The 23,504-nt window shown below is 44.5% G+C and carries 23 protein-coding genes and 1 tRNA gene; 18 read left to right on the top strand and 6 right to left on the bottom strand.

Annotated elements, in window-relative coordinates; genetic code table 11:
- Positions 1 to 57: 57 nt before the first annotated feature.
- From MHUN_RS14765 to MHUN_RS14775, 3 genes are read right to left on the bottom strand one after another with little or no spacing between them, the layout of a single operon-like run.
- Complete coding sequence (locus tag MHUN_RS14765; protein ID WP_011449774.1) at positions 58 to 2,253, bottom strand: elongation factor EF-2; 2,196 nt, start codon at positions 2,251 to 2,253, stop codon at positions 58 to 60.
- A 42-nt stretch (positions 2,254 to 2,295) separates the two neighbouring features.
- Positions 2,296 to 2,880, bottom strand: coding sequence for a 30S ribosomal protein S7 (locus MHUN_RS14770; RefSeq protein WP_011449775.1), 585 nt, complete (start codon positions 2,878 to 2,880; stop codon positions 2,296 to 2,298).
- Between the two features lie 5 nt (positions 2,881 to 2,885).
- Entirely contained in the window at positions 2,886 to 3,314 is a 429-nt protein-coding gene (locus MHUN_RS14775) for a 30S ribosomal protein S12 (RefSeq protein WP_011449776.1), read from the bottom strand.
- Between the two features lie 157 nt (positions 3,315 to 3,471).
- Between MHUN_RS14775 and MHUN_RS14780 the strand changes: the two genes are divergently transcribed.
- From MHUN_RS14780 to MHUN_RS19815, 10 genes are all read left to right on the top strand, one after another.
- A complete protein-coding gene (locus tag MHUN_RS14780; protein WP_011449777.1) occupies positions 3,472 to 3,885 on the top strand; it encodes a 6-carboxytetrahydropterin synthase in 414 nt (137 codons plus the stop codon).
- A complete protein-coding gene (locus MHUN_RS14785; RefSeq protein WP_011449778.1) occupies positions 3,776 to 4,480 on the top strand; it encodes a 7-carboxy-7-deazaguanine synthase QueE in 705 nt (234 codons plus the stop codon). The genes MHUN_RS14780 and MHUN_RS14785 overlap by 110 nt, the downstream gene beginning before the upstream one ends.
- A gap of 1 nt (position 4,481) precedes the next feature.
- Positions 4,482 to 5,144, top strand: a complete 663-nt coding sequence (gene queC, locus MHUN_RS14790; RefSeq protein WP_011449779.1) for a 7-cyano-7-deazaguanine synthase QueC — start codon at positions 4,482 to 4,484, stop codon at positions 5,142 to 5,144.
- Between the two features lie 3 nt (positions 5,145 to 5,147).
- Positions 5,148 to 5,657 (top strand): NUDIX hydrolase, encoded by a 510-nt coding sequence (locus tag MHUN_RS14795; RefSeq protein ID WP_011449780.1) that lies wholly within the window; start codon positions 5,148 to 5,150, stop codon positions 5,655 to 5,657.
- A complete protein-coding gene (locus MHUN_RS14800) occupies positions 5,650 to 6,528 on the top strand; it encodes an alpha/beta hydrolase family protein (RefSeq protein ID WP_011449781.1) in 879 nt (292 codons plus the stop codon). The genes MHUN_RS14795 and MHUN_RS14800 overlap by 8 nt, the downstream gene beginning before the upstream one ends.
- A 76-nt stretch (positions 6,529 to 6,604) precedes the next feature.
- On the top strand, positions 6,605 to 7,876 hold the full coding sequence (gene prf1, locus MHUN_RS14805; RefSeq protein WP_011449782.1) for a peptide chain release factor aRF-1: 1,272 nt from the start codon (positions 6,605 to 6,607) through the stop codon (positions 7,874 to 7,876).
- On the top strand, positions 7,876 to 9,543 hold the full coding sequence (gene argS, locus MHUN_RS14810) for an arginine--tRNA ligase (RefSeq protein WP_011449783.1): 1,668 nt from the start codon (positions 7,876 to 7,878) through the stop codon (positions 9,541 to 9,543). Before prf1 ends, argS begins: the two co-directional genes overlap by 1 nt.
- On the top strand, positions 9,524 to 10,444 hold the full coding sequence (gene twy1, locus MHUN_RS14815; protein ID WP_011449784.1) for a 4-demethylwyosine synthase TYW1: 921 nt from the start codon (positions 9,524 to 9,526) through the stop codon (positions 10,442 to 10,444). Before argS ends, twy1 begins: the two co-directional genes overlap by 20 nt.
- Positions 10,441 to 12,036 carry an O-phosphoserine--tRNA ligase gene (gene sepS / locus MHUN_RS14820; protein WP_011449785.1) on the top strand — a complete coding sequence of 532 codons (1,596 nt, stop codon included), beginning with the start codon at positions 10,441 to 10,443 and terminating at the stop codon, positions 12,034 to 12,036. The genes twy1 and sepS overlap by 4 nt, the downstream gene beginning before the upstream one ends.
- 211 nt (positions 12,037 to 12,247) lie before the next feature.
- Positions 12,248 to 15,139 (top strand): PKD domain-containing protein, encoded by a 2,892-nt coding sequence (locus MHUN_RS19815; protein WP_011449786.1) that lies wholly within the window; start codon positions 12,248 to 12,250, stop codon positions 15,137 to 15,139.
- Between the two features lie 78 nt (positions 15,140 to 15,217).
- Here MHUN_RS19815 and MHUN_RS14830 read toward each other — a convergent pair.
- Positions 15,218 to 15,291 (bottom strand) — tRNA-Val (locus MHUN_RS14830).
- Positions 15,292 to 15,782: 491 nt separating this feature from the next.
- Positions 15,783 to 16,571 carry a hypothetical protein gene (locus MHUN_RS14835; RefSeq protein ID WP_011449787.1) on the bottom strand — a complete coding sequence of 263 codons (789 nt, stop codon included), beginning with the start codon at positions 16,569 to 16,571 and terminating at the stop codon, positions 15,783 to 15,785.
- Positions 16,572 to 16,718: 147 nt separating this feature from the next.
- Here MHUN_RS14835 and MHUN_RS14840 point away from each other — a divergent pair, with 147 nt between their 5' ends.
- The 6 genes from MHUN_RS14840 to MHUN_RS14865 all read left to right on the top strand — a co-directional run bounded on the left by MHUN_RS14840 (position 16,719) and on the right by MHUN_RS14865 (position 21,164).
- The gene (locus MHUN_RS14840) at positions 16,719 to 17,315 is read left to right on the top strand and encodes a bifunctional DNA primase/polymerase (RefSeq protein WP_011449788.1); all 597 of its coding nucleotides are present in this window, start codon (positions 16,719 to 16,721) and stop codon (positions 17,313 to 17,315) included.
- Entirely contained in the window at positions 17,312 to 19,129 is a 1,818-nt protein-coding gene (locus tag MHUN_RS14845; RefSeq protein WP_048067597.1) for a hypothetical protein, read from the top strand. Before MHUN_RS14840 ends, MHUN_RS14845 begins: the two co-directional genes overlap by 4 nt.
- Before the next feature lie 36 nt (positions 19,130 to 19,165).
- A complete protein-coding gene (locus MHUN_RS14850; protein ID WP_143709529.1) occupies positions 19,166 to 19,612 on the top strand; it encodes a hypothetical protein in 447 nt (148 codons plus the stop codon).
- A complete protein-coding gene (locus tag MHUN_RS14855; protein WP_011449790.1) occupies positions 19,609 to 20,307 on the top strand; it encodes a DUF2637 domain-containing protein in 699 nt (232 codons plus the stop codon). The genes MHUN_RS14850 and MHUN_RS14855 overlap by 4 nt, the downstream gene beginning before the upstream one ends.
- 375 nt (positions 20,308 to 20,682) lie before the next feature.
- Positions 20,683 to 20,805 carry a hypothetical protein gene (locus MHUN_RS19820; RefSeq protein ID WP_275039191.1) on the top strand — a complete coding sequence of 41 codons (123 nt, stop codon included), beginning with the start codon at positions 20,683 to 20,685 and terminating at the stop codon, positions 20,803 to 20,805.
- Positions 20,802 to 21,164 (top strand): hypothetical protein, encoded by a 363-nt coding sequence (locus tag MHUN_RS14865; protein ID WP_048067599.1) that lies wholly within the window; start codon positions 20,802 to 20,804, stop codon positions 21,162 to 21,164. The genes MHUN_RS19820 and MHUN_RS14865 overlap by 4 nt, the downstream gene beginning before the upstream one ends.
- A gap of 781 nt (positions 21,165 to 21,945) precedes the next feature.
- Here MHUN_RS14865 and MHUN_RS14870 read toward each other — a convergent pair.
- Entirely contained in the window at positions 21,946 to 22,194 is a 249-nt protein-coding gene (locus MHUN_RS14870; protein ID WP_048067600.1) for a hypothetical protein, read from the bottom strand.
- Between the two features lie 154 nt (positions 22,195 to 22,348).
- On the opposite strand from MHUN_RS14870, the gene MHUN_RS14875 reads away from it, so the two are divergent.
- Positions 22,349 to 22,867: a hypothetical protein gene (locus MHUN_RS14875; RefSeq protein ID WP_011449792.1), complete on the top strand. Its 519-nt coding sequence runs from the start codon at positions 22,349 to 22,351 to the stop codon at positions 22,865 to 22,867.
- Between the two features lie 344 nt (positions 22,868 to 23,211).
- A complete protein-coding gene (locus tag MHUN_RS20110; protein WP_143709531.1) occupies positions 23,212 to 23,373 on the top strand; it encodes a DUF2080 family transposase-associated protein in 162 nt (53 codons plus the stop codon).
- Positions 23,374 to 23,504: the final 131 nt, after the last annotated feature.

Consider the following 23,504-nt stretch of genomic DNA (forward strand, 5'->3'; position numbering starts at 1 on the left):
CAGAAAAATAAATATAAAGAAAATGATTTAATCGAGTGATGAAAATTGGGGGGAGATTTAGGCAAGGTAATCCGCGGGCTTAGGCAGCTCTTCCTTGAGTCCCTTGCGCTTTCTGATCTGCAGGACAATATCCTTGGCAGAACCTGCCGGTACAATCTCAAAACCTGCAAATTCGCTGTTCCACATTGCACGACCTTCAGTTGCTGAACGCACATCTCCGGCAAATCCGAAGAGTTCCGCGACCGGTGCCTTTCCGATGACGGTGATGGTGTCTCCTTCACTGGTCATATCAAAGACCTGACCACGCCGGCTCTGAATCTGTGAGGTTGCACTTCCCATGTGATCCTGGGGGACAGTGATATGCAGCTTCTGCATCGGCTCAAGAAGTGAGTCTCCAGCAAGGAGCATTCCACCCTTGATTGCACTCCGGACGGCAGGGATGACCTGAGCCGGACCACGGTGGATTGCATCCTCGTGAAGTTTGACATCAACAAGCTTGATAAGCATGTTCTGAACCGGCTCGTCAGCAAGCGGACCGCCATCAAGGGCTTCGTGAATACCTTCGATGATAAGCTCCATCGTTTCGTTCAGGTACTGAATACCCTTGGTCATGTCAAGGAAGAGATTTGTAGCATAGATATCCTTGACGTTTTTTGCCTCTTCCTTGTCAAAACCGGCCTTGATCATCGTATCACGGCGTTCAAGAGACTCCTGGTTCATGGATATCTCATGGTTCTTGATCATCTCAACAACATGCTCAGGGAGCGGATGAAGTGTGAAGTAGAACCGGTTGTGACGGTTTGGAGACTTACCTTCGACTGGTTCGGTAAGTTCCTGGGTGATGGTTTCACGGTACACCACAATCGGTTCGGAAGTGATGATCTCAACACCCTTATCACGCTTGATACGTCCGGTGATGATCTCAAGGTGCAGTTCCCCCATACCTGAAATGAGGTGTTCTCCCGTCTCTTCATTAATATTGACACGAAGGGTCGGATCTTCCTTTGCGACCTGACGCAGAACATCGACCAGTTTTGGCAGATCCTTCATGTTCTTTGCTTCGACGGCAACGGTAACGACCGGCTCAGAGTAATGCTCAAGGGATTCGAACGGTGTCATTTCCATGAGGCTTGAAACGGTAGAACCGACGATGGCATCCTTCAGACCGGTAACTGCAGCAATGTTCCCTGCATAGAGCTCGGGAACTTCAACACGGGTCGGACCCATGAAAATACCGACCTGCTGCAGACGGTTAACCTTCTTTGCAGTTCCCATGACATACATTTCATTGCCCCGGCTGAGCTTTCCTGAAAAAAGACGACCGGTTGCAACTTCTCCTGCATGAGGATCAAAGGAGATATCAGTGACCATCAGACAGCTGGGTGCATTCGGATCACAGGTGATCATACCCTTTCCTTCAGGACTGTTGACATCACCGTGCCAGATAACACCAATACGGCGTGGCTGAGCCTCTTTTGGATTGGGAAGGAATGATACGACCATATCAAGGACGACTTCACAGAGCGGACTCTTTTTCCCAAGCTCCTTCATCTCACCCTTCTTACAGTGCTCATATACTTCCTTAAAGGAGATACCGGACTTTTTCATGTACGGGACAGAAATAGCCCAGTTGTACAGTGCTGACCCAAATGCAACCGTTCCATTGGCGGCATCAAGTTTCCAGCCATTGTTGTACATCTCCTCATTCATACCCTTGATCAACTTGTTGACCTTGTCAATGACCTTACCAAGCCGGATCTGCATTTCCATCTCATCGACCTGAAGTTCATTGATCAGCCGATCGACCTTGTTGATGAATAATACCGGCTTGACACGTTCTTTGAGTGCCTGACGCAGAACGGTCTCAGTCTGGGGCATGGTTCCTTCGACTGCATCGACAAGTACAACTGCTCCGTCTACCGCACGCATTGCACGGGTAACATCACCACCAAAATCAACGTGACCGGGGGTGTCAATCATGTTGATGAGGTACTCTTTACCGTTGTACTCGTGGACCATTGATACGTTGGATGCATCAATAGTGATACCACGTGCCTGTTCTTCCTCATCCGAGTCCATCCAGCAGGCTTTTCCTGCCAAATCTTCACTGATGATACCTGCTCCGGCTAGGAGGTTGTCAGAAAGAGTAGTCTTCCCGTGATCGATATGGGCGACAATACCGATGTTTCTGATACACTCCGGCTGGTTCATGAGCTGCATAACGCGCTCTACCGTTTTCTTCCCTCGGCTCATATTTCACCTGCAATTTTTAAAAAACAGAAATGGGATTGTTATTTACCGTGCAGACTTAGCAACACGTTCCCGTTCTTCACGCTTTGCGACAGAGTAACACTTGACATCCCCATTTGCAGCAGCAATGAGTTCCTCTGCGAGGGCATTTGCAACGGGTTTCTTCTTCTTGTGAGATGCTGAATAGACACCGGCTGCGATTAAACCGACTGCGGTATTAACCCGGCGCATCGGTGCGGTATCAACAGACTTCGGCACATTGATACCACCATACTTCAGACGGACGGTCTCTTCACGGGGTCCGGCATTTGCGACTGCATCACAGAGTACTTCGATTGGGTTCTTTTTGGTCTTCTGGTGAACAATCTCAAAAGCATCTCTGACAATCCGGATGGCAAGCTGCTTTTTTCCCGTGTTTACTTCAGTACGCATCAGCTGATTGATCAGCCGCTCGACAATGAGCATATTTGCTTTATGAAACTCCTGGCGGGTAAGACGCCCACAGGAATGGGGCACCATCATCGAGTTCAGGTTCACGTACCGTGCGATACCTGGGTCACGGATGGTGACCTCACTTGTGTCCCAGCGGTTAAAGAGGAGACGAGCCGGGGCAGATACTTCTTCACTCATCACGATCACCTGCGTGGCTTCTCCTTCCTGCCTATCACCAGTTCATGGAGACAGACATTGTTCACCTTCGTGACAACAAACCGGACCCCGGGGATATCGCCCATGGAACGTCCGAGACGACCGCCGATACCTTCAATTTCGACTTCATCGTGTTCATCAATGAAGTTGATGGCACCATCACCGACTGCAAATGCAGATACCTGACGTCCGTTCTTGATCAGCTGAACACGAACACACTTCCGGATCGCGGAGTTTGGCTGTTTTGCTTCAACACCGATCTTCTCAAGGACGATACCTCTTCCCTGGGGCGCGCCCTCAAGGGGATCGGACTTCAGTTTCAGACCACCTGCTGTTCTCGCAAAATGCGGGTCACTCCAGCGAAATCTCGCAGAGTCACGCTTTAATTTACGTGCTGCAAATTTACCCTGTCCCATTACATCACTCTGATAATCTTCGATAATTCCGCCAATAAGTGGCGAATTAGAATCCAAATGCGCGACGATTCCGATATAAAATGTCGGCTTTGAAACCTGTCTGTATACGTTGACACTTATGCAATATAATAGTTGTATTCACGCCCAACCTAATCTCATGCAGATCAGACTCTACAAAGAGGTCTCATTTGACGCAAGTCACCGGTTGTTACATTACCGGGGGAAGTGTCACAATCTTCACGGCCACCGTTGGAAAGTGGAGGTGTGGCTTTCAGGTTACACCGATGAAGAGACAAATATTCTGGTTGACTATAATGAGATCCGTGAGGTCGTGGACTATTATGACCATGAGATCATCCTCAATGAAGCAGATCCGATGGTCCCGCGTATTCAGGAGTTTCATGAGGTCATTACGACTCCTGGTGATCCGACAAGTGAACTTCTGGCACGCCTGATCAGGGATGCCATTGAATTGCGATACAAAGACAGCGGGAGAGATATCATCGTCGATACCATCAGGGTCTGGGAGTCACCAACCGGCTGCGCAGAGCTCAGGCATGAAGATCGCTGAAATATTTACCTCACTCCAGGGAGAAGGACTGACCTCCGGCTATCCTACTATCTTTATCCGACTGGCCGGGTGCAATCTTTCATGTTCCTATTGCGATACACCGGCAAGCAGGCAGGGTGGAATGGATATGAATGTGAGCGAAGTTGTTGCAGGAGCCCTTTTACAAAAACCACACTATGTCTGTATTACCGGAGGTGAACCACTCCTTCAGAAAGATGAGGTTGCAGAACTAGCCCGCCAGCTTATCAAAGCCGGAAAAATGGTGAGCATCGAAACGAACGGGACAGTTCCTTTTGATGATCTTCCAAGTGACATTTCGATCTGTATGGACGTGAAATGCCCGTCTTCAGGTGAGTTCAGTAACATCAACCTCTTATCTGATTTGAAATCCACCGACTCAGTCAAGTTTGTGGTCGGAACAGATGACGATCTGCAATACGCTGAAAAAGTCATTATGTCCCACCCGACAAAGGCAGAGATATTCATCTCACCCATTTATGGGACCGATTATCAACGAATTGCATCATATATTCTTTCAAGAAATCTACCGGCACGAATGCAGCTTCAGTTACACAAATTCATAGGATTACCCTGAAATGAAAGCAGTATGTCTTCTGTCAGGCGGAATGGACTCATCCACACTCGCCTGTCTTGCAAAGCATGATGGATATGATATCCTTGCCCTGCACTTTTCTTATGGGCAGCGGACCGAAGAGAAGGAACGGGAATGTGCAAAACGGATTGCCCGTCACCTCAATGCTCTTGAATTCCTCGAGGTGGATCTTACCTATCTAAAGGCAGTTGGAGCCTCAAGTCTGACGGATTATGCAATGCAGGTCAAGGCTCATGAAGATGCAGGAGACGGAATACCAGATACCTATGTACCCTTCAGAAATGCAAACCTCCTCTCGGTTGCCACCAGTTTTGCAGAGGCGCGGGGGGCCGATGCCATCTATATCGGAGTCCAGGCATCAGACTATTCTGGATATCCGGACTGCAGACCAGAGTTCATTGATGCATTCCAGAAGGTTATCACCCTTGGGACTCGCCCGGATGCAGGCATTATCCTGAAGACGCCCTTTGTAAAACTCAACAAAGCAGAGATCCTGAAGATAGGGATGGACCTGAACGTTCCGTACGAGGATACCTGGTCCTGTTATGCAGAGAACGAGGTTGCGTGCGGGATATGTGGATCATGCCATTATAGACTGGAAGCATTCAGACAGATTGGGATACAGGATCCCATCCCCTACCGGTAAATTATGGAGATATATCGCGGACGCAGGCTCTGGGTTGAAAAGCGGGGCTTTCATCTCCCGGATGGGCGGGAGAAGGAGGCGATTGTCGTCCATCCCGGTGATGCAGTCGTCATACTCCCCCATGAAGGAGATGATATTTTACTTATCAGGCAATGGAGATCTCCCATTGGCACCTATATTTTTGAAGCGCCTGCCGGAACCATGGAAGAAGGTGAAGATCCGATGGAGACTGCAAAACGGGAACTCATCGAAGAGACCGGTATGGCTGCAGGGTCCATGCATGCCTTAGGATATATCTATACAACACCAGGCTTTACCGATGAGCGGCTCTGGCTCTTTGAGGCAACAGATCTGGTCCCTTCAAGGGAACATTCCCCTGATGATGATGAAGTCATTGAGCCGGTACGGGTTACTGTACCGCAGATAAGGGAGATGATCCGAACCGGCGAAATCGTGGATGCAAAGACCATTTGCATCTTTTACCGGTGGATATGCGAGCGTTCTGATGAATAACTCATACCTTTTTCTGGTCCTGATTCTTGCCCTATCCCTCCTGACTGCAGGCTGCATGGATGCGAGCAATGAAGAGAAAGTGATTGCATCATGGAATCTCTCTCCTGATGGCAGCATCGGATTCTCAGTTCCGGAGACTGTTATTGAAGAACGGGTCCTTGAAGAAGGAAGGAACCTGATCAGTACCGACCTGATATTCAAGGGGTTTGCCGGGGATGTACATGCCATCCTTGTCAGTCCAAAAAATCCGGCTGCATTTCTGGTCTGGGCTCCGGGTGCCAACAATCCCGCTGCCGGCTATGCTGAATACATGCATTATTACCCTGAGCATGGAATTGGGGTGCTCATTATGGATGTCAGGGGAAATGGTGGTGCAACCCCCGGATACCCGATGAATATTGAAAAAGATGCCGGACTCTTTATGCAGGGGGCCTGGCCGGAGTTTTACCTGATTGCGGCTGATATGATCTCCGCCAAAGAGTATCTCAAAAAAATATATCCGGATATTCCGATCTATGCAGTGGGAGATTCTAATGGGGGGCGGTATGCCGCACTCGCAGCAGGTTCTGATCCAGATTTTGCCGGATATATCGGGATCTCCACATCAGGTTTTCACCACATTGGAGAGGAGTATACATCTCCCATCAGGGAATTTCTCCTGAGCATTGATCCCGATGTCCAGGTTGCCAGGATAGCACCCCGACCGGTCATTCTGTTTCATGCCCCTGATGACCCGGTGATTGCTTTTACAGAGGGGGAAACTCTGGCAGTATCGGCCGGAAAAGAAGCAATCTTCATCCCCTTCAACGGGACTCATGGAGTAAACAGGGAGGTTGATGAGAGGATCATCGCCCTCGTTTCGCCTTCATGAAGTTGAGCAGGGGCAACGGTGAACCTTAAGTCAGCCTCAGATCAATATATACCAGCTTATACTGTAGGATAGTCTCATGAGCGAAGCGGTTGAACTGGACGAAGCAAGACGGAAATATGAATTTAAAAAGATGCTTGAGCGTCTGGAGGCAAAGGAAGGGAGTGGAACCGAACTTATTTCTCTGTATATTCCTCCTGACAAACAGATCTTTGATGTAACCGCCCAGCTCAGGGATGAGTTTGGCCAGTGTGCGAACATCAAGTCCAAGCAGACACGGACCAATGTCCAGAGTGCTATCTCAAGTATTCTTTCCAGGCTCAAATATTATTCAAAGCCTCCGGAGAATGGAATAGCAGTCTTTTGTGGTACCGTTAATAAACACGGGGACCGGCAGGATCTTGAGTGTGATATTGTAAATCCACCTGAACCGCTCAACCTCTACCTGTACAGATGCAGTTCCCGTTTTGAACTGGAACCACTCCGGGAAATGCTTGAGGAGAAGTATGTGTATGGCCTGTTGGTACTGGACAGGCGTGAGGCATACTGGGGATTTTTACGGGGAAACCGGATTGACCCCGTTGGTGGGACAACATCCACCGTCCCAGGAAAACAGCGGAAAGGTGGTCAGTCAAGTATCCGTTTTGAACGTCTCCGTCTTATCGCGATAAATGAATTTTATAAGAAGGTCGGTGAGCGTGCCAGCGAGATATTCCTCAATGAGAAGGACTTTTTTAACCGGTTCAAAGGGCTACTGATTGGCGGGCCCTCTCCGACAAAGGAAGAGTTTGAAGAAGGGAATTTTCTGCATCATGAAGTCCAGAAGCGGATCATTGGACTATTTGATGTAGCGTATACCAATGAGAGCGGTCTTCCGGAACTTGTCGAAGCGGCAGAAGATGCGCTGAAAGGTCAGGAAGTCATTGAAGAGAAACACCTCATGGACCGGTTCTTTAAGGAACTTGTCAAGGATAATGGTCTTGCTGCGTATGGAGAACAGTCAATCAGGGCAAATCTTGAGATCGGTGCGGTAGACACATTGCTGCTATCGGATAAACTGAGGAAAAGCCGGCTCTCCATAAAATGCGACGCTTGTGGATATACAGAAGAGAAGACCGTCCTTATTACTCCTGGCGAAAATCCGGAGGATATCGAACTTGGCTCCTGTCCAAAGTGTACGTCTCCGTTGGTGCTTGCTGACTCTTCAGATATTGTTGATGAACTGACCTATCTTGCCGACCAGTCCAACAGCAAGGTCGCAATTATCTCTGACGACTTCGAAGAGGGATCACAGTTATTTACGGCATTTGGTGGTATTGCCGCAATTCTCAGATACAGGACAGGATACTGATGTACCGCACAACGTGTGATGCAATTGCTGCAATACTCAGGCAGCATACAGGAAAAGAAGATGTCATGCTGACAGACGGCGGAGATCATGCCGATGTCGCCTCAACCATTGCATTTTCCCTGGCAAAAGAACTTAGAAAAGCTCCAGCCATAATCGCCCAGGAGATAGCCGGAGCAATCAGTGATCAGGTAATGGCTGAGACCGGTGCAGAGACCCGGGCTGTCGGCCCTTATGTCAATTTCATCTTCGGAGCAGAATACTGCATGAACGTGCTGGAGCAGGCTGTCCGTGAGGGATACGGAAAAGGGCAGGAAAAATCCGAGCGGGTGGTTCTGGAGCACACATCTGCAAACCCGAACGGCCCCCTTCATGTCGGGCATATCAGAAACACTATAATCGGCGATACGCTGGCCAGATGCTTCCGAAAGGCCGGTTATCCACTTGAAGTCCAATACTATGTCAATGACATGGGCAGACAGATAGCAATAGTTGCCTGGGGAATTGCAACCCAGGGGGCAGATATCCATGCCGAAGGAAAAGGCGACCATCTGATAGCCGATGTATACATCGAAGCAAACCGCCATCTTGAAAAAGAACCTGCTCTCAATGCAGAGATCGACCGGCTCATGCAACTGGTTGAATCAGGCGATCCTGATACTATCAGCCAGTTCAAGATCCCGGTGAAACGCTGTCTGGACGGATTTAAAGATACCCTTGCCGCCATGCACGTGAAGCATGACCGGTTTATCTATGAGAGTGACTTTATCCGGAATGGCGATACAGCAAAGGTTCTTTCCCGGATCTCCCACCTCCCAGAAGCACGGATTGAGGAGACCCTCTCTCTTGACCTCTCCGCATTTGGGTTTGAAAAGAATTACATCCTGAGACGCTCTGACGGGACAAGTGTATATGCCGCGCGTGACATTGCCTTCCACATCTGGAAGGGCCATAACTTTGACCGGGTCATCGATGTCCTGGGTGCTGATCACAAACTTATCGGGACTCAGCTGCAGGCAACCCTTGAGATTCTGGGTGAACGGGTGCCGGAGATAGTCTTCTTCGAGTTTGTCTCTCTTCCTGAAGGATCGATGAGTACCCGGAAAGGAAAATTCATCTCTGCCGATGAACTGATTGCAGAGACTGAACGGCGGGCAATGGAAGAGGTTACCGCACGAAGGTCAGAACTCTCCGAAGAGGAACGCAAAAAGATCGCTCACTCTGTTGCGATATCAGCCATCCGATATGATATCATCCGGACCATACCAGAAAAGAGCACGGTGTTTGACTGGAAAGAGGCCCTTGACTTCGAAAAACAGAGCGGGCCATATATCCAGTATGCCCATGCACGTGCCTGTAGCATTCTTGAAAAGGCCGAATCATATACACCCTGTTTTGAGGCAGAAGGAGAAGGAGAGATTGCACTCACCAAGCAGATAGCTCTGTTCCCGAAAGTTATTACCGAGGTTGTCACTGAGCTGAAACCTCATCTTCTTGCGATATATGCCCGTGAACTTGCCGATATATTCAACTCATTTTATCATGCTGAGCCGGTGCTCAGGGCAGAAGGAAAGATCAGGGACCGGCGGCTGACTCTGGTTGATGCAACGAGAAATACGCTCAAGGAAGCATTGGAAACGTTGGGGATTGATGCACTCCGTGCAATGTGACCAGTCAAAGAAGGCACTCCGGAGGATGGGATACCAGTTCTTCCATCCTGATTCTTCTGCTGCCCTCAAACCCTGCCTCTGGTGTAAACGATCCCTCTCCGGCGGGGATCAGTGTTATAAGAACCAGTTTTACGGCATAACCAGTCACCGGTGTGTGCAGTTTACCCCGACCCTTCGGTGTAATCATACTTGTCTTTTCTGCTGGCGCTCATTTGAGCATGAGTATACCGGTGAAAAAGATCTCCTGCCACAGGAGATCGTATCCCGCATTCCATTTCTCCAGAAAAAAGCCCTGGGGGGATATAAAGTCTCACCAAAGGTTACTAAAGAGAAATGGGAGGAGGCATTACAGCCTGACCAGTATGCCATCTCTCTTGCAGGAGAGCCAACCCTCTATCCGCACCTGCCTGAACTGATTGATCTACTTAATCAGACAGGAGGCACAACATTTCTCGTATCAAACGGCACGATGCCGGATGTATTGAAACGGTGCCATCCGTACCAGAAGTACATCTCCCTCACCGCCCCTGACCGCGAGACTTATCTTCGGATTGCACGGCCTCGGGAGGACTATTGGGACCAGGTCCTTGAGAGTATCTCGTGTCTGGGACATGAAACCGATGCGGGAGACCGGACTGCTATCCGTGTCACCCTTGTCAGGGGGATCAATGACCAGGATCCGGAGGGGTATGCACGGATTATTCAGGAGAGCGGTGCACAATTTGTTGAAGTGAAGGCGTACATGCATGTCGGATACAGCCAGCGGCGGCTTACTATCAAGCATATGCCCCTTCATGACGAGATTGAACATTTTACGAAGAGAATGCTTCCACATCTTTCATACAGAGTCCTGGGTGAAAACACGTTGTCGCGGGTTATCTGTCTGGAGCGAGTTTCATGATATTTGACACAGAAGAGTTTAAAAAACGAGGGAAGGAGGATTTTGAATCAGCATGGCATGCAGGGCCATCTGTTCTTACCCCCCCGACGACTGATCTGATGTATCCCCGTCTAACGTATTTACGGGCACAGGCCCACCCGGTTTTTGAGACCATTCATCGGCTGAGGGAGGCATACCTCGCCATCGGGTTTCAGGAGGCAGAAAATCCAATCATCGTTGATGAACAGGAAGTCTACCGGCAGTTCGGCCCTGAGGCAATGGCAGTTCTGGACCGGGTATTTTATCTGGGCGGGCTCCCCCGTCCGAATGTCGGAATAGGGAAGGAACAGATTCAGAAGATAAACTCAATTCTTGGGCGTGATCTTTCAGAGGACGAGGAGGAATCACTCCGAAAGACCCTTCATGCATATAAAAAATCAGAGATCGACGGGGATGAGCTGGCCTATGAACTCTCCGGAGTGCTCCATACCGATGATGCCCGGATCGTTGAAATTCTGGACCGGGTGTTTCCGGAATTTCGTGCATTAAAGCCAGAGTCATCCAGACAGACGCTCCGATCCCATATGACGAGTGGATGGTTTCAGACCCTTGGGGCTATCTGGGAGAAAGTTCCCCACCCGATACGACTCTTTTCAATTGACCGGTGTTTCAGGCGGGAACAGGCAGAAGACTCTCACCGTCTCATGAGTTATCATTCCGCATCATGTGTGGTTGCCGGTGAGTATGTGACCATTGAGGATGGAAAAGCGGTTGCACGGGCACTTTTGTCAGCATTCGGGTATACTGACTTTGAATTCAGGCCCGATGACAAGCGGTCGAAGTACTACATGCCAGATACTCAGACCGAAGTATATGCCGCACATCCTGATCATGGATGGGTTGAGGTAGCAACCTTTGGGATCTATTCTCCGGTGGCCCTGGCAGAGTACGGGGTAGGGATTCCAGTTATGAATCTGGGACTTGGGGTAGAGCGGATGGCAATGATCATGAACAAGGCAAAGGATGTTCGTGAACTCTGCTTTCCCCAGTTCTTCCCCATCCGGTATACCGATACTGAACTTGCAGCAGGTGTCTCATTACTCGCAGAACCCGCTACAACCCCTGGTAAGAATCTTGTCAGATCCTTGATTAATACCGCAGTTACTCATAGCACTGCAATCGGTCCCTGTTCATTTGTCGCATTTGAAGGGGAGATTGCCGGAAAACAGATCAGAGTATATGTCGAGGAACCGGAGGAGAACGCAAAACTCCTCGGACCAGCCTGCATGAATGAGATCTTCGTCCATAAGGGCGCAATCCTTGGTGTCCCGGACACGGAAAAGTTTGCAGAGGTTAGAAAGAACGGGATTTCAACAGGAATTTCATACCTCTTCGCTGCCGCATCACAGGCTGCTGCAGAGATAGAGCAGGCAGCACATTTCGGTATCCCGACAACGGTTCAGATAAAGATGGCACGGCTTCCAGGTGATATCAACCTGAAGATTGAGCCCTGGGTCATGCGATATATTACCGATAATAATCTCAAGACTGATGTGAGAGGTCCGGTATTTCTCACAATCAGATCTGAAGTGCTTCCCACTTCTGAAGTATAGAAAAGCCCGATAACCATATTTTTTTAAAAATATCCAGATAATTATACCAATTTAAAGATATTTTTTCATTTGATTTTATTATCCGTATCTGACTCGGAGCGAGGAGTTCTTCCACAATACTTATCTCTCCTGTGCACAATATTCAAACACTCAGGACACTTACGTACTCCTGATCGAAACATCGGGAAAATATGCTTCTTTAGGGGATGAAATGATGGATGGGATTCGAATAATCAGGCCGGCGGCTATGCTGGCTGTTCTGCTCTGTCTGCTGATGATGACGGCAGGGGCAGTACCACCGCTGCCTGCCGAATTTTATGGTAAAGTAACCGTTGACGGAACACCTGCTTCAATTGGTACTGCGCTGATCGCAAAGATCAATGATCAGGTACGAGGAAAAATTGCTCTTTCCACTGCCGGAACATATGGTGGGACCGGCATCTTTGATGATAAACTCGTTGTTGCTGCAACCGAAGATGATGTGAAATCCGGATCGGCAACCATATCCTTTTATATTGGGGATAAGAAGGCAGACCAGACCGTTCCATTTGAACCTGGTGTTGCCAAAGAACTGGATCTGACGGTTGGCAATTTCGGAGCTGACTTTACGGCAAACCCGACTTCAGGAGCGGCACCACTTACGGTTCAGTTTACTGATACATCCACGACCGAGTGGTCAGTATGGACCTGGGACTTTGGCGACGGAGGTAGCTCGGTCATTAAAAACCCAAGCCATGTATACGAGACTCCGGGAACCTATACCGTTAAGATGACCGTGGGCTCCATGAGCGGTACCTACACCGTCACCAAGGATAATTACATTACCGTAACCCAGTCCGGGGGCATTGTTGCTGACTTTACTGCGACACCGACATCAGGAACCGCTCCGCTCACCGTCCAGTTCACTGACACATCAACCGGAAGCCCGACCATGTGGGCATGGGACTTTGGGGACGGAACCACAGAAGGAATGATTGCAAATCCCTCGCACACATACCAGAATGCCGGTACATACACCGTAAAACTGACCGCAAGTTCAGCAACCGGTGGTTCCAGTACCAAAACAAAAGAGGGATACATTACCGTAACCCAGTCCGGTGGCATTGTTGCAAACTTTACCGCAGCACCGACATCAGGTACTGCTCCACTGACAGTTCAGTTCACCGACACCTCAACCGGAGGTCCGACCATGTGGTCGTGGGACTTTGGTGACGGTACAACGGAAGGAATGCTCGCAAATCCCTCACACACATATCAGAATGCCGGAACATACACCGTAAAACTAACGGCAAGTTCAGCAACCGGTGGCTCCAGTACCAAAATTCGGGAAGGATATATCACCGTCAGCCCCTCGGGCTCCGGACCCACTGCAGCCTTTACCGTTGACAAGCGGAGTGGGCCAAAACCCCTGACTGTTCAGTTCACTGATCAGTCCACCGGAGGGCCGACCATGTGGGCATGGGACTTTGGAGATGGTGGAACCTCAATGGTCGCATCACCATCATACACCTACCAGGAAGCAGGAGTGTATACCGTCAGTCTGACCGCCTCCAACACGGCAGGATCTGATACCAAGACAGAAAAGGACTATATCTCTGTGACCGGAGACATACCGCCTCCGGTAGCAATGTTTGAAGCAACACCACTCTCCGGCTCTGCTCCACTGACGGTCCAGTTCACTGACCTGTCAATCGGACCGCCAACTTCCTATGCATGGGACTTTGGGGATGGCGGAACTTCAACCGAGGCAAATCCAAGCCACGTATATTCCGCTGGTGGCACATATACCGTCAAGCTCACGGTGAAGAATAGTGGCGGATCTCACACCATGACCCGTGAGAATTACATATCTGTTGGTGGATCAGGAATCATTGCAGACTTCTCTGGAACACCGACCTCAGGAACCGTGCCACTCACCGTCCAGTTCACTGACCTCTCGACCGGCGGGCCGACCATGTGGGCATGGGACTTTGGGGATGGCGGAACCTCGACGGTTGCATCACCTTCATACACCTACCAGACCCCAGGAACCTACACGGTCAAACTTACCGCATCATCTCAGACTGGTGGCACGAGCACCAAGGTCAGAGAAGGATATATCACGGTCTCCCCATCGGGCGGTATTATTGCAGACTTTGTTGGAACCCCAACGAGTGGAAATGCACCTCTGACAGTCCAGTTCAGTGACCGTTCCCAGGGTGGGCCGACCATGTGGTCATGGGTCTTTGGAGACGGTGGAACCGCACTGGTTGCAAATCCGGTACATGTATATCAGCAGCCTGGCAAGTACACCGTCAGTCTTACGGCGAGCAATCAGGCATCATCCAATACTGCAGTAAAGACAGATTATGTCACGGTCTCTTCAGGACCGGTTGGTTCAGGATCAATCAGGATAATTTACGCACCTGATCGGTCGTCTGTTTATCTTGATAATGCCCTGAAGGGTGAGACAAAATTCCTGCAGACGTTCAGAATAGAGAATCTCCCGGCAGGAAGCTACCAGCTGAAAGTTACCAAGCCAGGATTTTCAGATTACTATGTGAACGTTCCGGTTACTTCAGGCAGGGCAACTGAGGTCGTTGCAGATATGAGACTGCAGCCAAGCCAGAATGGTATCCTGAGCGTGTATACCTATCCGGCCGGATCAACGGTGTATGTTGATGGCGTGGAGGCAGGAACTGGTCCGCTCTGGCTTGCCGACGTAACTCCAGGTATGCATCAGGTACGGGTCTCCTCTGCAGGGTATCTTGACTGGAACCAGGCTATTGATGTGAAAGGTGGCGGAAGTGTGAACTATGTGACCGCCGCTCTCTATCCGTCATGGTGGACACCCATTTACGGATATGTGATGATCTCATCCATGCCAGGGAACGGAGTGGCCTACCTTGATGGAGTGGCTCAGGGTAAAACTCCGGTTACCCTGTCACAGGTTTCTCCAGGGCAGCATACCATCAGAATCGAACTGCCCGGCTATCAGCCTTGGGAACAGGTCGTGAATGTTATGGAAGGAAGAACGTCCTACGTCCTTGCCCAGATGACCACCGGTGGCAGCAGTGGAACGACCCCGGTGATTGTTGCATCCGCAGGGAATACGACCAATTAATCTTTTTTTTATCTTTTTGTCCTTTATTGAGGACAGATAATTGTAAAAATTCAAAAAACGAAGACTATTTCTAATGCATGGGCCCGCTGAGATTCGAACTCAGGATCTCCGCCGTGTGAAGGCGACGTCATAACCAGCTAGACCACGAGCCCCATGAACTGATATGCACCGATCGGGAGAAATTGCGGTTTTAGAAGCTAAACTAGTGCTTTCAAACATTTGTTCTTGATGTATATAAACCGGATCACAGTTTTCTACTGAATTGCCGGTTTGGATTGCCGATTGATGCCATAATGGAAGGGTCCCGGACTGTAACGCGAGTAGAAAACCGGTTTTTGATTCTGCCTCCACATCGACCAAAATATATGATTCAGATATTTTATATATTGCGAAGGATCTTCCTATAAATTTGTTTTTAATTGAATCGACAGGGAAACGTATATAGGGATAGACATAACCAGATTTTGGTTCAGTTTTCCTACCTTGGGTCCAACCAAGAAAATGGGGCTCCATGAATACTGAGAGGCAGTAATAGAATAAAATGGCGGCGGAGATCCTGAGTTCGAATCTCAGCGGGCCCATTAATTGAAATATTGATATATCCAGAATCTAGTGAATATCATAATCAATATAGACAAGATAATTATCTAAAATCAACTATTTCAGGCTTTAAAACATCTTTCAGAACATCTATTTGTATTTGATATTCATATAGAATTGAATTAAATTTCTCTTCAAGTTGAGGCCAATCTCTGTCCAATTTTAGTTTGGGGAACAACACCTCAATTATCATTTCTCTTGTATAAAGGTGGGAACATTGATCAAGAGCGCAAATAATGAGATAATACCAAAAGGTGGCTAATTGATTACCTTCAAAGTAATATTTTCGATATACTATCGATTCTTTTTTAAATTCATAGTGGATAAACCAACGGTACCAAAATGCACATGCGATGTTCAGCACCCATACAAGTTCATTAATATATGATTTTCGCCCAGACTGATTTTCCATTCTCATTTCATCAATAACTAGGGAAAAGGCAGGATGTAAATGCTGATTATGGGAAAAATATGTAATATATTTTTTATAGGATTCTGGGACCGTTGAGCTAATAAAAATATCAGGCTCCCCCCATTTTAGTAATATTAAGTAACAAAAACCCAACAGTGACAAAGAGCATTGATGCTTTTCACGTAATTTTTCACTATTGGTAATTTTAACAGTAATAAATTGTTTTTCAATTAGAGAATTGATATGGGGGCTTAAAGTTGAACCCGATTGGTTCAATTTTTTGGTTAAATCGCTTTTACTTATTGGAATAGGGTTTTTGTCAGAGTCTAAACTAAGTATAACTAATCCTTCCAAAATCTGCTTATCATACTTTCCTGCTCTTTCAAGAACAAAATCAACAAGATCTAATCTATTTAACATAGGTTCGTTTTTCTAAATAAAATCCGAATGTTTCGAAAATGATTAAAATTTCTGAAATTTTCGAATATATGCCTTAATTCACTCATTTATGACTAAATATGCTTGGGTTCAATGTTTGTATGCCCATAGATAGGGCAGGAGAAATTAATGACAAAGTTAGAATTCAACACGGAAAAAGAAGCCATCAGATCTACTGTTGTCGATGAAAAATTAAAAGAATGCCGGTTTATCCTCGTTGCGTCTGGATCAAAAAATCCTATAGAAAAGGAGTGGTCCAGTAAGAATAATTATTCCATTGATGACCCAGTACTCCAAAAACACATATCATCGGGGGGAAATTATGGTGTGATACCATCTAGCACAATTGCAGTTCTTGATGTTGATGAAAAAGACATTTTTGATCGTTTGGAAATCCTTGATTATTTAAAGGAAACCTTTATTGTCAAGACAGGTTCTGATGATGGCTATCACATTTATCTTAAAATTAAGGACGAATGCCCTGCCAAAAAAATTCCACTCTATGATCCCAAAGATAATAGCAAACACATCGGAGAGATTTTTTTTTCAGATTGTCCAGCCTTTGTAGTTGGACCCGGATGCACACATCCTTCTGGTAATAAGTATCTCATCACAAATGATGCCCCTATTATGGAAATAACCTATAATCAAATTCAGGAGATGATACTTTCAAAGGTTCATTACAAGACTTTGTTCAGGATGATTCTTCCAATCAAACCACAGTGATATTCCCGGATGCAAAGGTCACCAAGGAGGGTAAAACTCTATCAGATACCCTAAATCTTGAGGTAGTGAAGATTTTGCATCCAGATATGACTAGACCCCTCCATAAATTGGGAGATGAAATTTGTGGGACACATCCAATACATGGCAGTACTACAGGGAAAAATTACTGCATCAATACCAGCAAGAATCTTTGGTACTGTCATCGTTGTGGAAGTGGTGGGGGGCCATTAGAAGCTGTTGCAGTCAAGTACGGTCTAATTAATTGTGAGAAAGCTGGCAGAATCAAGATCAGGGGTGATTTATTTAAGGATGTAAAAAACGCTCTCATTGAACATGAGGGTTACAGAGATCAGATTAAAGAGCTGGATGCAGATTGGAAAAAGCAGAATCGTTCTCGAAAAGGAGGGAATGAGGAGGAACAATTCTATGTTCTCACGTACTTTGAAAAAGGGGGAAACTTATACCTCACGACTGTCAGTGATGATCAGGTCTACCAATTTGTACACTTAGATGAAAATAGGAATTACATTTTTGACAAATGTATCACCTCACCTTATGGGTACACGATATACCCGCGTGAATTGCCCATACATCAGGACAGTAGGATGGTAATTCCTATTGTAGGTATACCTAACGGTAATATTCTCGAAATGAATCCAGTATTGGATGCGATTAGTCTCTTTAATCTAATAATGGGGCATATGTCCAAATATCTCGATTCTGCTAAGCATGATCTGGAAATGTTTGCATATTATGCAATGTTCACATGGTTTTATGTGAAATGCGTAACAACCCCATATCTTCGGTTTTTAGGAGATACAGGAAAAGGAAAAAGTCGGTTCTTAAGAGTGGTGTCAGATCTTTGCTTTTATCCTCTCTCTGCTTCAGGAGCATCCAGTTTTGCAGGCCTCATGAGAACCCATGAGAAATGGAGAGGTACACTTCGAATCGATGAAGCTGATCTTCGTGGTGGGGCTGAAAACCCGATAATTAAATATCTAAACTTAGGTTTTGAAAAGGGGCAGCCGTATATCCTGTGTGACAAGAATGATCTCTCTCAAGGAGAATACTTCGATCCCTTCGGACCGAAAATCATCGCTATGAGACAACCATTCATCGATGTTGCTACTGAAGGCAGATGTATTTCTTATTCCCCTTATGAAACAGAGAGGAAGGACATTCCTTCAGAACTCTCTAGGGAGTATTTTGAACAGGTTGAGATTATCAGAGCCCATTTAGCAGCATTCACTTTACATCATTGGAATCAGGTGGATGGAGAAAAGATGATTGATCTATCCACTTTCAATGTTGAGCCACGATTGAAGCAGATGATTAGACCGCTCTCAATAATGCTCCAAGTCTTTCCGGATGGGGAAAAGAGGATAACAGAGTATCTCATGAAGAGGCAAACCGAAGTAAAGAAGACTCGTTCTGAATCATGGGAAGGAGGTATCTTTAATTATGCTTTGTCTTTAGCGTTAGGGGATGAATTTGCAGAGAATGCACAATTTGCTGACTACTACGAGGATAACGAAATTTTGGTAGTAACTGCATCAATGATCTCGAAACCATTTAACTCATCACCAAAAAGTATAACCCGTACTCTTCATTCTATTGGGTTTGAGATTGAAAGGGACCGGATTTACACGAAGTATGATACACTAAAAGGTAAGCAGGTCAGGAAGTTAGTGGTCCCCAATGAAGCAAAGTGGAGAGAAATTGTTCAACGGTACTATTTCGATGAGGGAGAACCACTTCCACCATCTTGTCCTAAAGTCCTCAGAGGAAAACGCTATGTGGAGTCTCCGGCTTAAAGGACACTCTCTGTAGATATCAATGATGAGACTGGATTGAAGAGATGGGATTCAACACCCTCTCCAAAATTTGAAGATTCAAATCTGTCCCTTCCTACCAGTGTCGTTATTACATCTGGAACATTGAGCACAAATAGCACGGAGAACTTTGAAAGTGAACCACTAGAGTATGTAGGACAAACCGGGAAAAATTCTCTAATTCCTTATGAACAATGTACCTCAATTGTGCCATATAAGACAGTTGTTCCGGATCATAACGAGATCAGGACTTTTCAATCAAGCTATGATTGGAAGGAATTTTACGCGGTTCCGATTCTTGTAAGTGCTCATTCATACACGCGGTTAGTTAAATCTGATGGAAAATGGTGCATGGTAAAGGGGTGTACGAAGACACCAGAATATGGAAACCAGCATGGCATGTATCCTCTGTGTTCTGAACATTATAGAGAATTAAAAAACCTTGAGATGGGGGAATTACTATGAGGGAGATTATCAAGAAGGTATGTTTAGGGGCGGTAGCGTTATTCTGTGCGATTGTTGCAGGGTGTGCATTCCTTCTCTCATATACAAATTTGCGGGAGCTAGCAGAAAAAGCAGGCATTTCTTCTTCTCTCTCCCCCTTATGGCCAATATGCTTGGATTCATTATTAGTAGTATCAAGTATTGCCATACTCTACAATAATCTTTCGAGAAAGGGTTCTCTTCGGCTTTGGGCGATTTTTATTGCCTTTTCATTGGGAAGTTTATGGTTTAACGTTTCAAATAGTCCTGATAATCTTCAGGTTCAGTTGGTACATGCCTTGCCGCCGTGTGCCTTATGTGTTGCTATTGAAATCTTGACCTATATGTTGCGATCAAAGTTAGATGAGGGGGACAGTCTCTCTCAAAATATTAATGATGGTTTATTTATTTCAGAATCTGTGTGTATTGATAAGAATTCGAAAGCGTTACCTCATTCAACACAATTGATAGGGGAAAAAGAAAAGGTACTTGAATATTTCATTCAGAATCCGCGTGTAACCTATAGACAAGCGGGTGAAGACCTAAATCTTAGCCCATCAATCGTCTCTATGAGGGCGAAACAACTTGTAGAGGAAGGTTTTCTGGCAAAAGAAGTCGTTTTCACTAAAAGGGGAAGAAAACCTAATAATTATCAAGTAGAAGAATTTTTCACATGAGAAGTAGGTCCAATTTCTGGGCCTTCTCGGATAATGGATACTAAAAAATGGTATTAACCATTTTAATATTGAAATCCCGACCCACCTTTTTATCTCAATAAGTGGACGTTAATGGCATATGATATTTAAAAGAGATGTATTAGTGGACTCACCGCTCACCTATGATCAAGCTCATACGGTTTTATCAGAAGCGATATTTGACCTGAAGAATTTGATCAAATCAGGAAGGATTCGTGATCCAGAAAGGGATAGAGTAAGAGTAGAGAGTTATCGAACCTTGATTGATCTTTGTATGGATTACTGTTACATGCAAATATATAGTGAAATATTAGAACTAAGAACCGAATTAAATGAAATCGTGAGAAAGGAGGCAGCATGAAAGCCCTTGCACCCTTGGTTAAGCCTCTCAAGCAGGTCCCTTTTATGAATATTAAACCCCAAGAAATGGGAAAGAAAAAAAGAAAATCACTGAAGGAGATAGAAGGTGTCCGATCATGAATGTCAAATTAGAGGGGAACTTAAATAAGTCCTATAATGGAAATATCTGCGGTAACTATCAGTTTACTGATGAACAGGAATTAAAGATTGAAATAACGCCATATCTAATAAATGTAACCTTCCCTGAAGGATTAGCTTTCAAGAATTTTGTTGATTATCAAAAAGAATTATATTATTGGGTTGGACTCAAACCCACCCAATATCGTTTGAAGACCGAGGAAAATACTACCATTATTGAGATAGACTTACCTCCTCCAGATTGTAAATTCCGGTTGGAAATGGGAAAAGAAAACCTTTGTTGGGCTGGTTTTGAAACAAGAACCACAAGATACCTTAAAAGATATTCACTCATCCAATAACGTTAGTTTTTGCTGTTGTGGTATCATTACCTCATTAATAATTTTAATATTTTTCCAACCAATCAAGTTAAAAGAATCACAAAAATATTGGCAAATAGAACCCTTTTCGACATAGGTATAAATAAAACCTAAAAACGAAGATATTCACACGATTTGAGGTTTATCATTCATTTTTAGTATATATTTACTAGCGTCGACAAAAATTTTACCGACAGATTTTTGGCGAACTGGAAAAGCAGAATAATTTATAACACTTTGTATATAATCCCATGAAAATTATCACAAACAATTCCTTTTTGAAAAGAGATAACGGGATTAAATTCTTTATGATCTTTGAATTAAAATATGCAAGAACATAATAAATGAAATAGAACAAATACGATTTTTGGACAATCCAAGATCGGGATAAAGTTCATTTTCACTTCAAGAAATGAAAAATTAGTGATACCATGCAAGGCTTTACCTATGATCTCTCTGGGAAAAATCGAAACAAATGGGACGATATGTTGAATTGTTATGAAGGTAGGTATATTAATACAATGAGAGAAGAACAAACTTCAAGATATTTTGATATTTAGGTAATTATCAAAATTTTACCAATTTTTAAGAATATTCAAGATTTTTTGCCCAATTCTCTAAATCTATTTATTCAATAATAGTTGGAATTAAGAAATTAGACATAATTAACAAATTTTCTATTGATTGTTAAAAAAATTCTGAATCCTAGAATTTTTTCTCTGCGAGTATATTAGTTGGGATAGAAAATGATGAAGTAAAAAAATTAGAATGGAATAAACGGAGGTTCATCACCTTCATTAATTATTTGGGCTGTCTTATAAGCATCATATGCACACAAAAGAATCCAAATTGGATATAAAAGAATCCCAATTAATAGGAAAATTAAAATAAATAAAATTACCGTTAACACAATGCATAAAAATCCTTTCCCAACTTGACCATTATAAATTTGTCCTAAACCCGGAATAAACAAACTTAAAATTCCTGCTACTATGGGGCTTTTTTCTTCCATGTTACTCACATAAAATCCTAATAGTCATTCAAGTATCCACATAATAGATATATTATAGATACAAATAATTGGTACGACAATAAACAATTTATAGTCATCGCTTTATGATTCGATTATAAGGATTTGACTAAATTTAATTATTTGAGGTATCAAAATGGGGTTTTTAGATAATATTGGTAAAGAGTTAGACAAAGCTTTAGGTCAAACTAATACATCAAATGGAAACATTTCTTTGGTAAATAAAACTCTGAAAATACAAAAAGAATTTGATGAAACCGAACATTACTTGAATCAATTAAATGCTCGTTATACCGATGGAGAAATTGAACAAGAAACATACGAATCATTAAAAGATGATTATGAAAAAAAACGGTTGTATTTACTTGATCAAGTACGCAAGTATAAAGAAGAGTTTGAGAAATTACATTTTGAATCCGAATCGATAGTAAAACGGGTTGGATTTGAAAAAAGTGAAATATCCAGAAATATTGTCAAATTATCTGATGATTTTGCAAAATCTATAATTTCTGAAAAAGAATTTAAAAATTCTAAACAAGAATTGGAGAATAAATCGAAAAAATTAGATCAAAATTTACTAAAATCAAAAAAGACATTGACAGAATTAGAAAAAGTAAAACCAATATTTAATGCATTATCCAATCCTGAAGAATAAACTCTTTATTTTTTTCTATTTAGAGGCAGTTGCATAATAAAATTGCGGTTTGCTCAAGAACACAATTCCCACTCGATTGAAAGCACGATTCTTGAGAAGTATTTTTGATTTTTACCTCAACGTATTCGTGGTATGGAATTATGCAACAGCCTCATAATCACCATGATAAATATCTGGTTTTTTTGTATACTTTATTGATACCACTGAACTCATAATATCATCGACTCCTAAATTTCATATGCGTTATTTTGTTATCGGTGGAGCTTTAATATCTACAAAAAGGAGATAATCTCTTTTTTTTTACATATTAGACTATTAATTGCAAGATAATAGTTCAATATTAAATGGCTATCAAAAAGTATGAGATTTCTGGATATAATTATATAGAGAAATCTGTCAAGAAAGGAGCTAATTCAGGACGTATTTATGTGCCGACAAAGTGGATTGGCAAAAAAACCGCTGTAATATTACTCGAGCCAGAAAATATTTCTATTGATAGCGAATAAATTGATTTTCGTTGAATTTTATTTTCCCATGAAAATTATCACAAACAATTCCTTTTTGAAAAGAGATAACGGGATTAAATTCTTTATGATCTTTGAATTAAAATATGCAAGAACATAATAAATGAAATAGA

The organism is Methanospirillum hungatei JF-1, from assembly GCF_000013445.1.
Lineage (GTDB): Archaea > Halobacteriota > Methanomicrobia > Methanomicrobiales > Methanospirillaceae > Methanospirillum > Methanospirillum hungatei.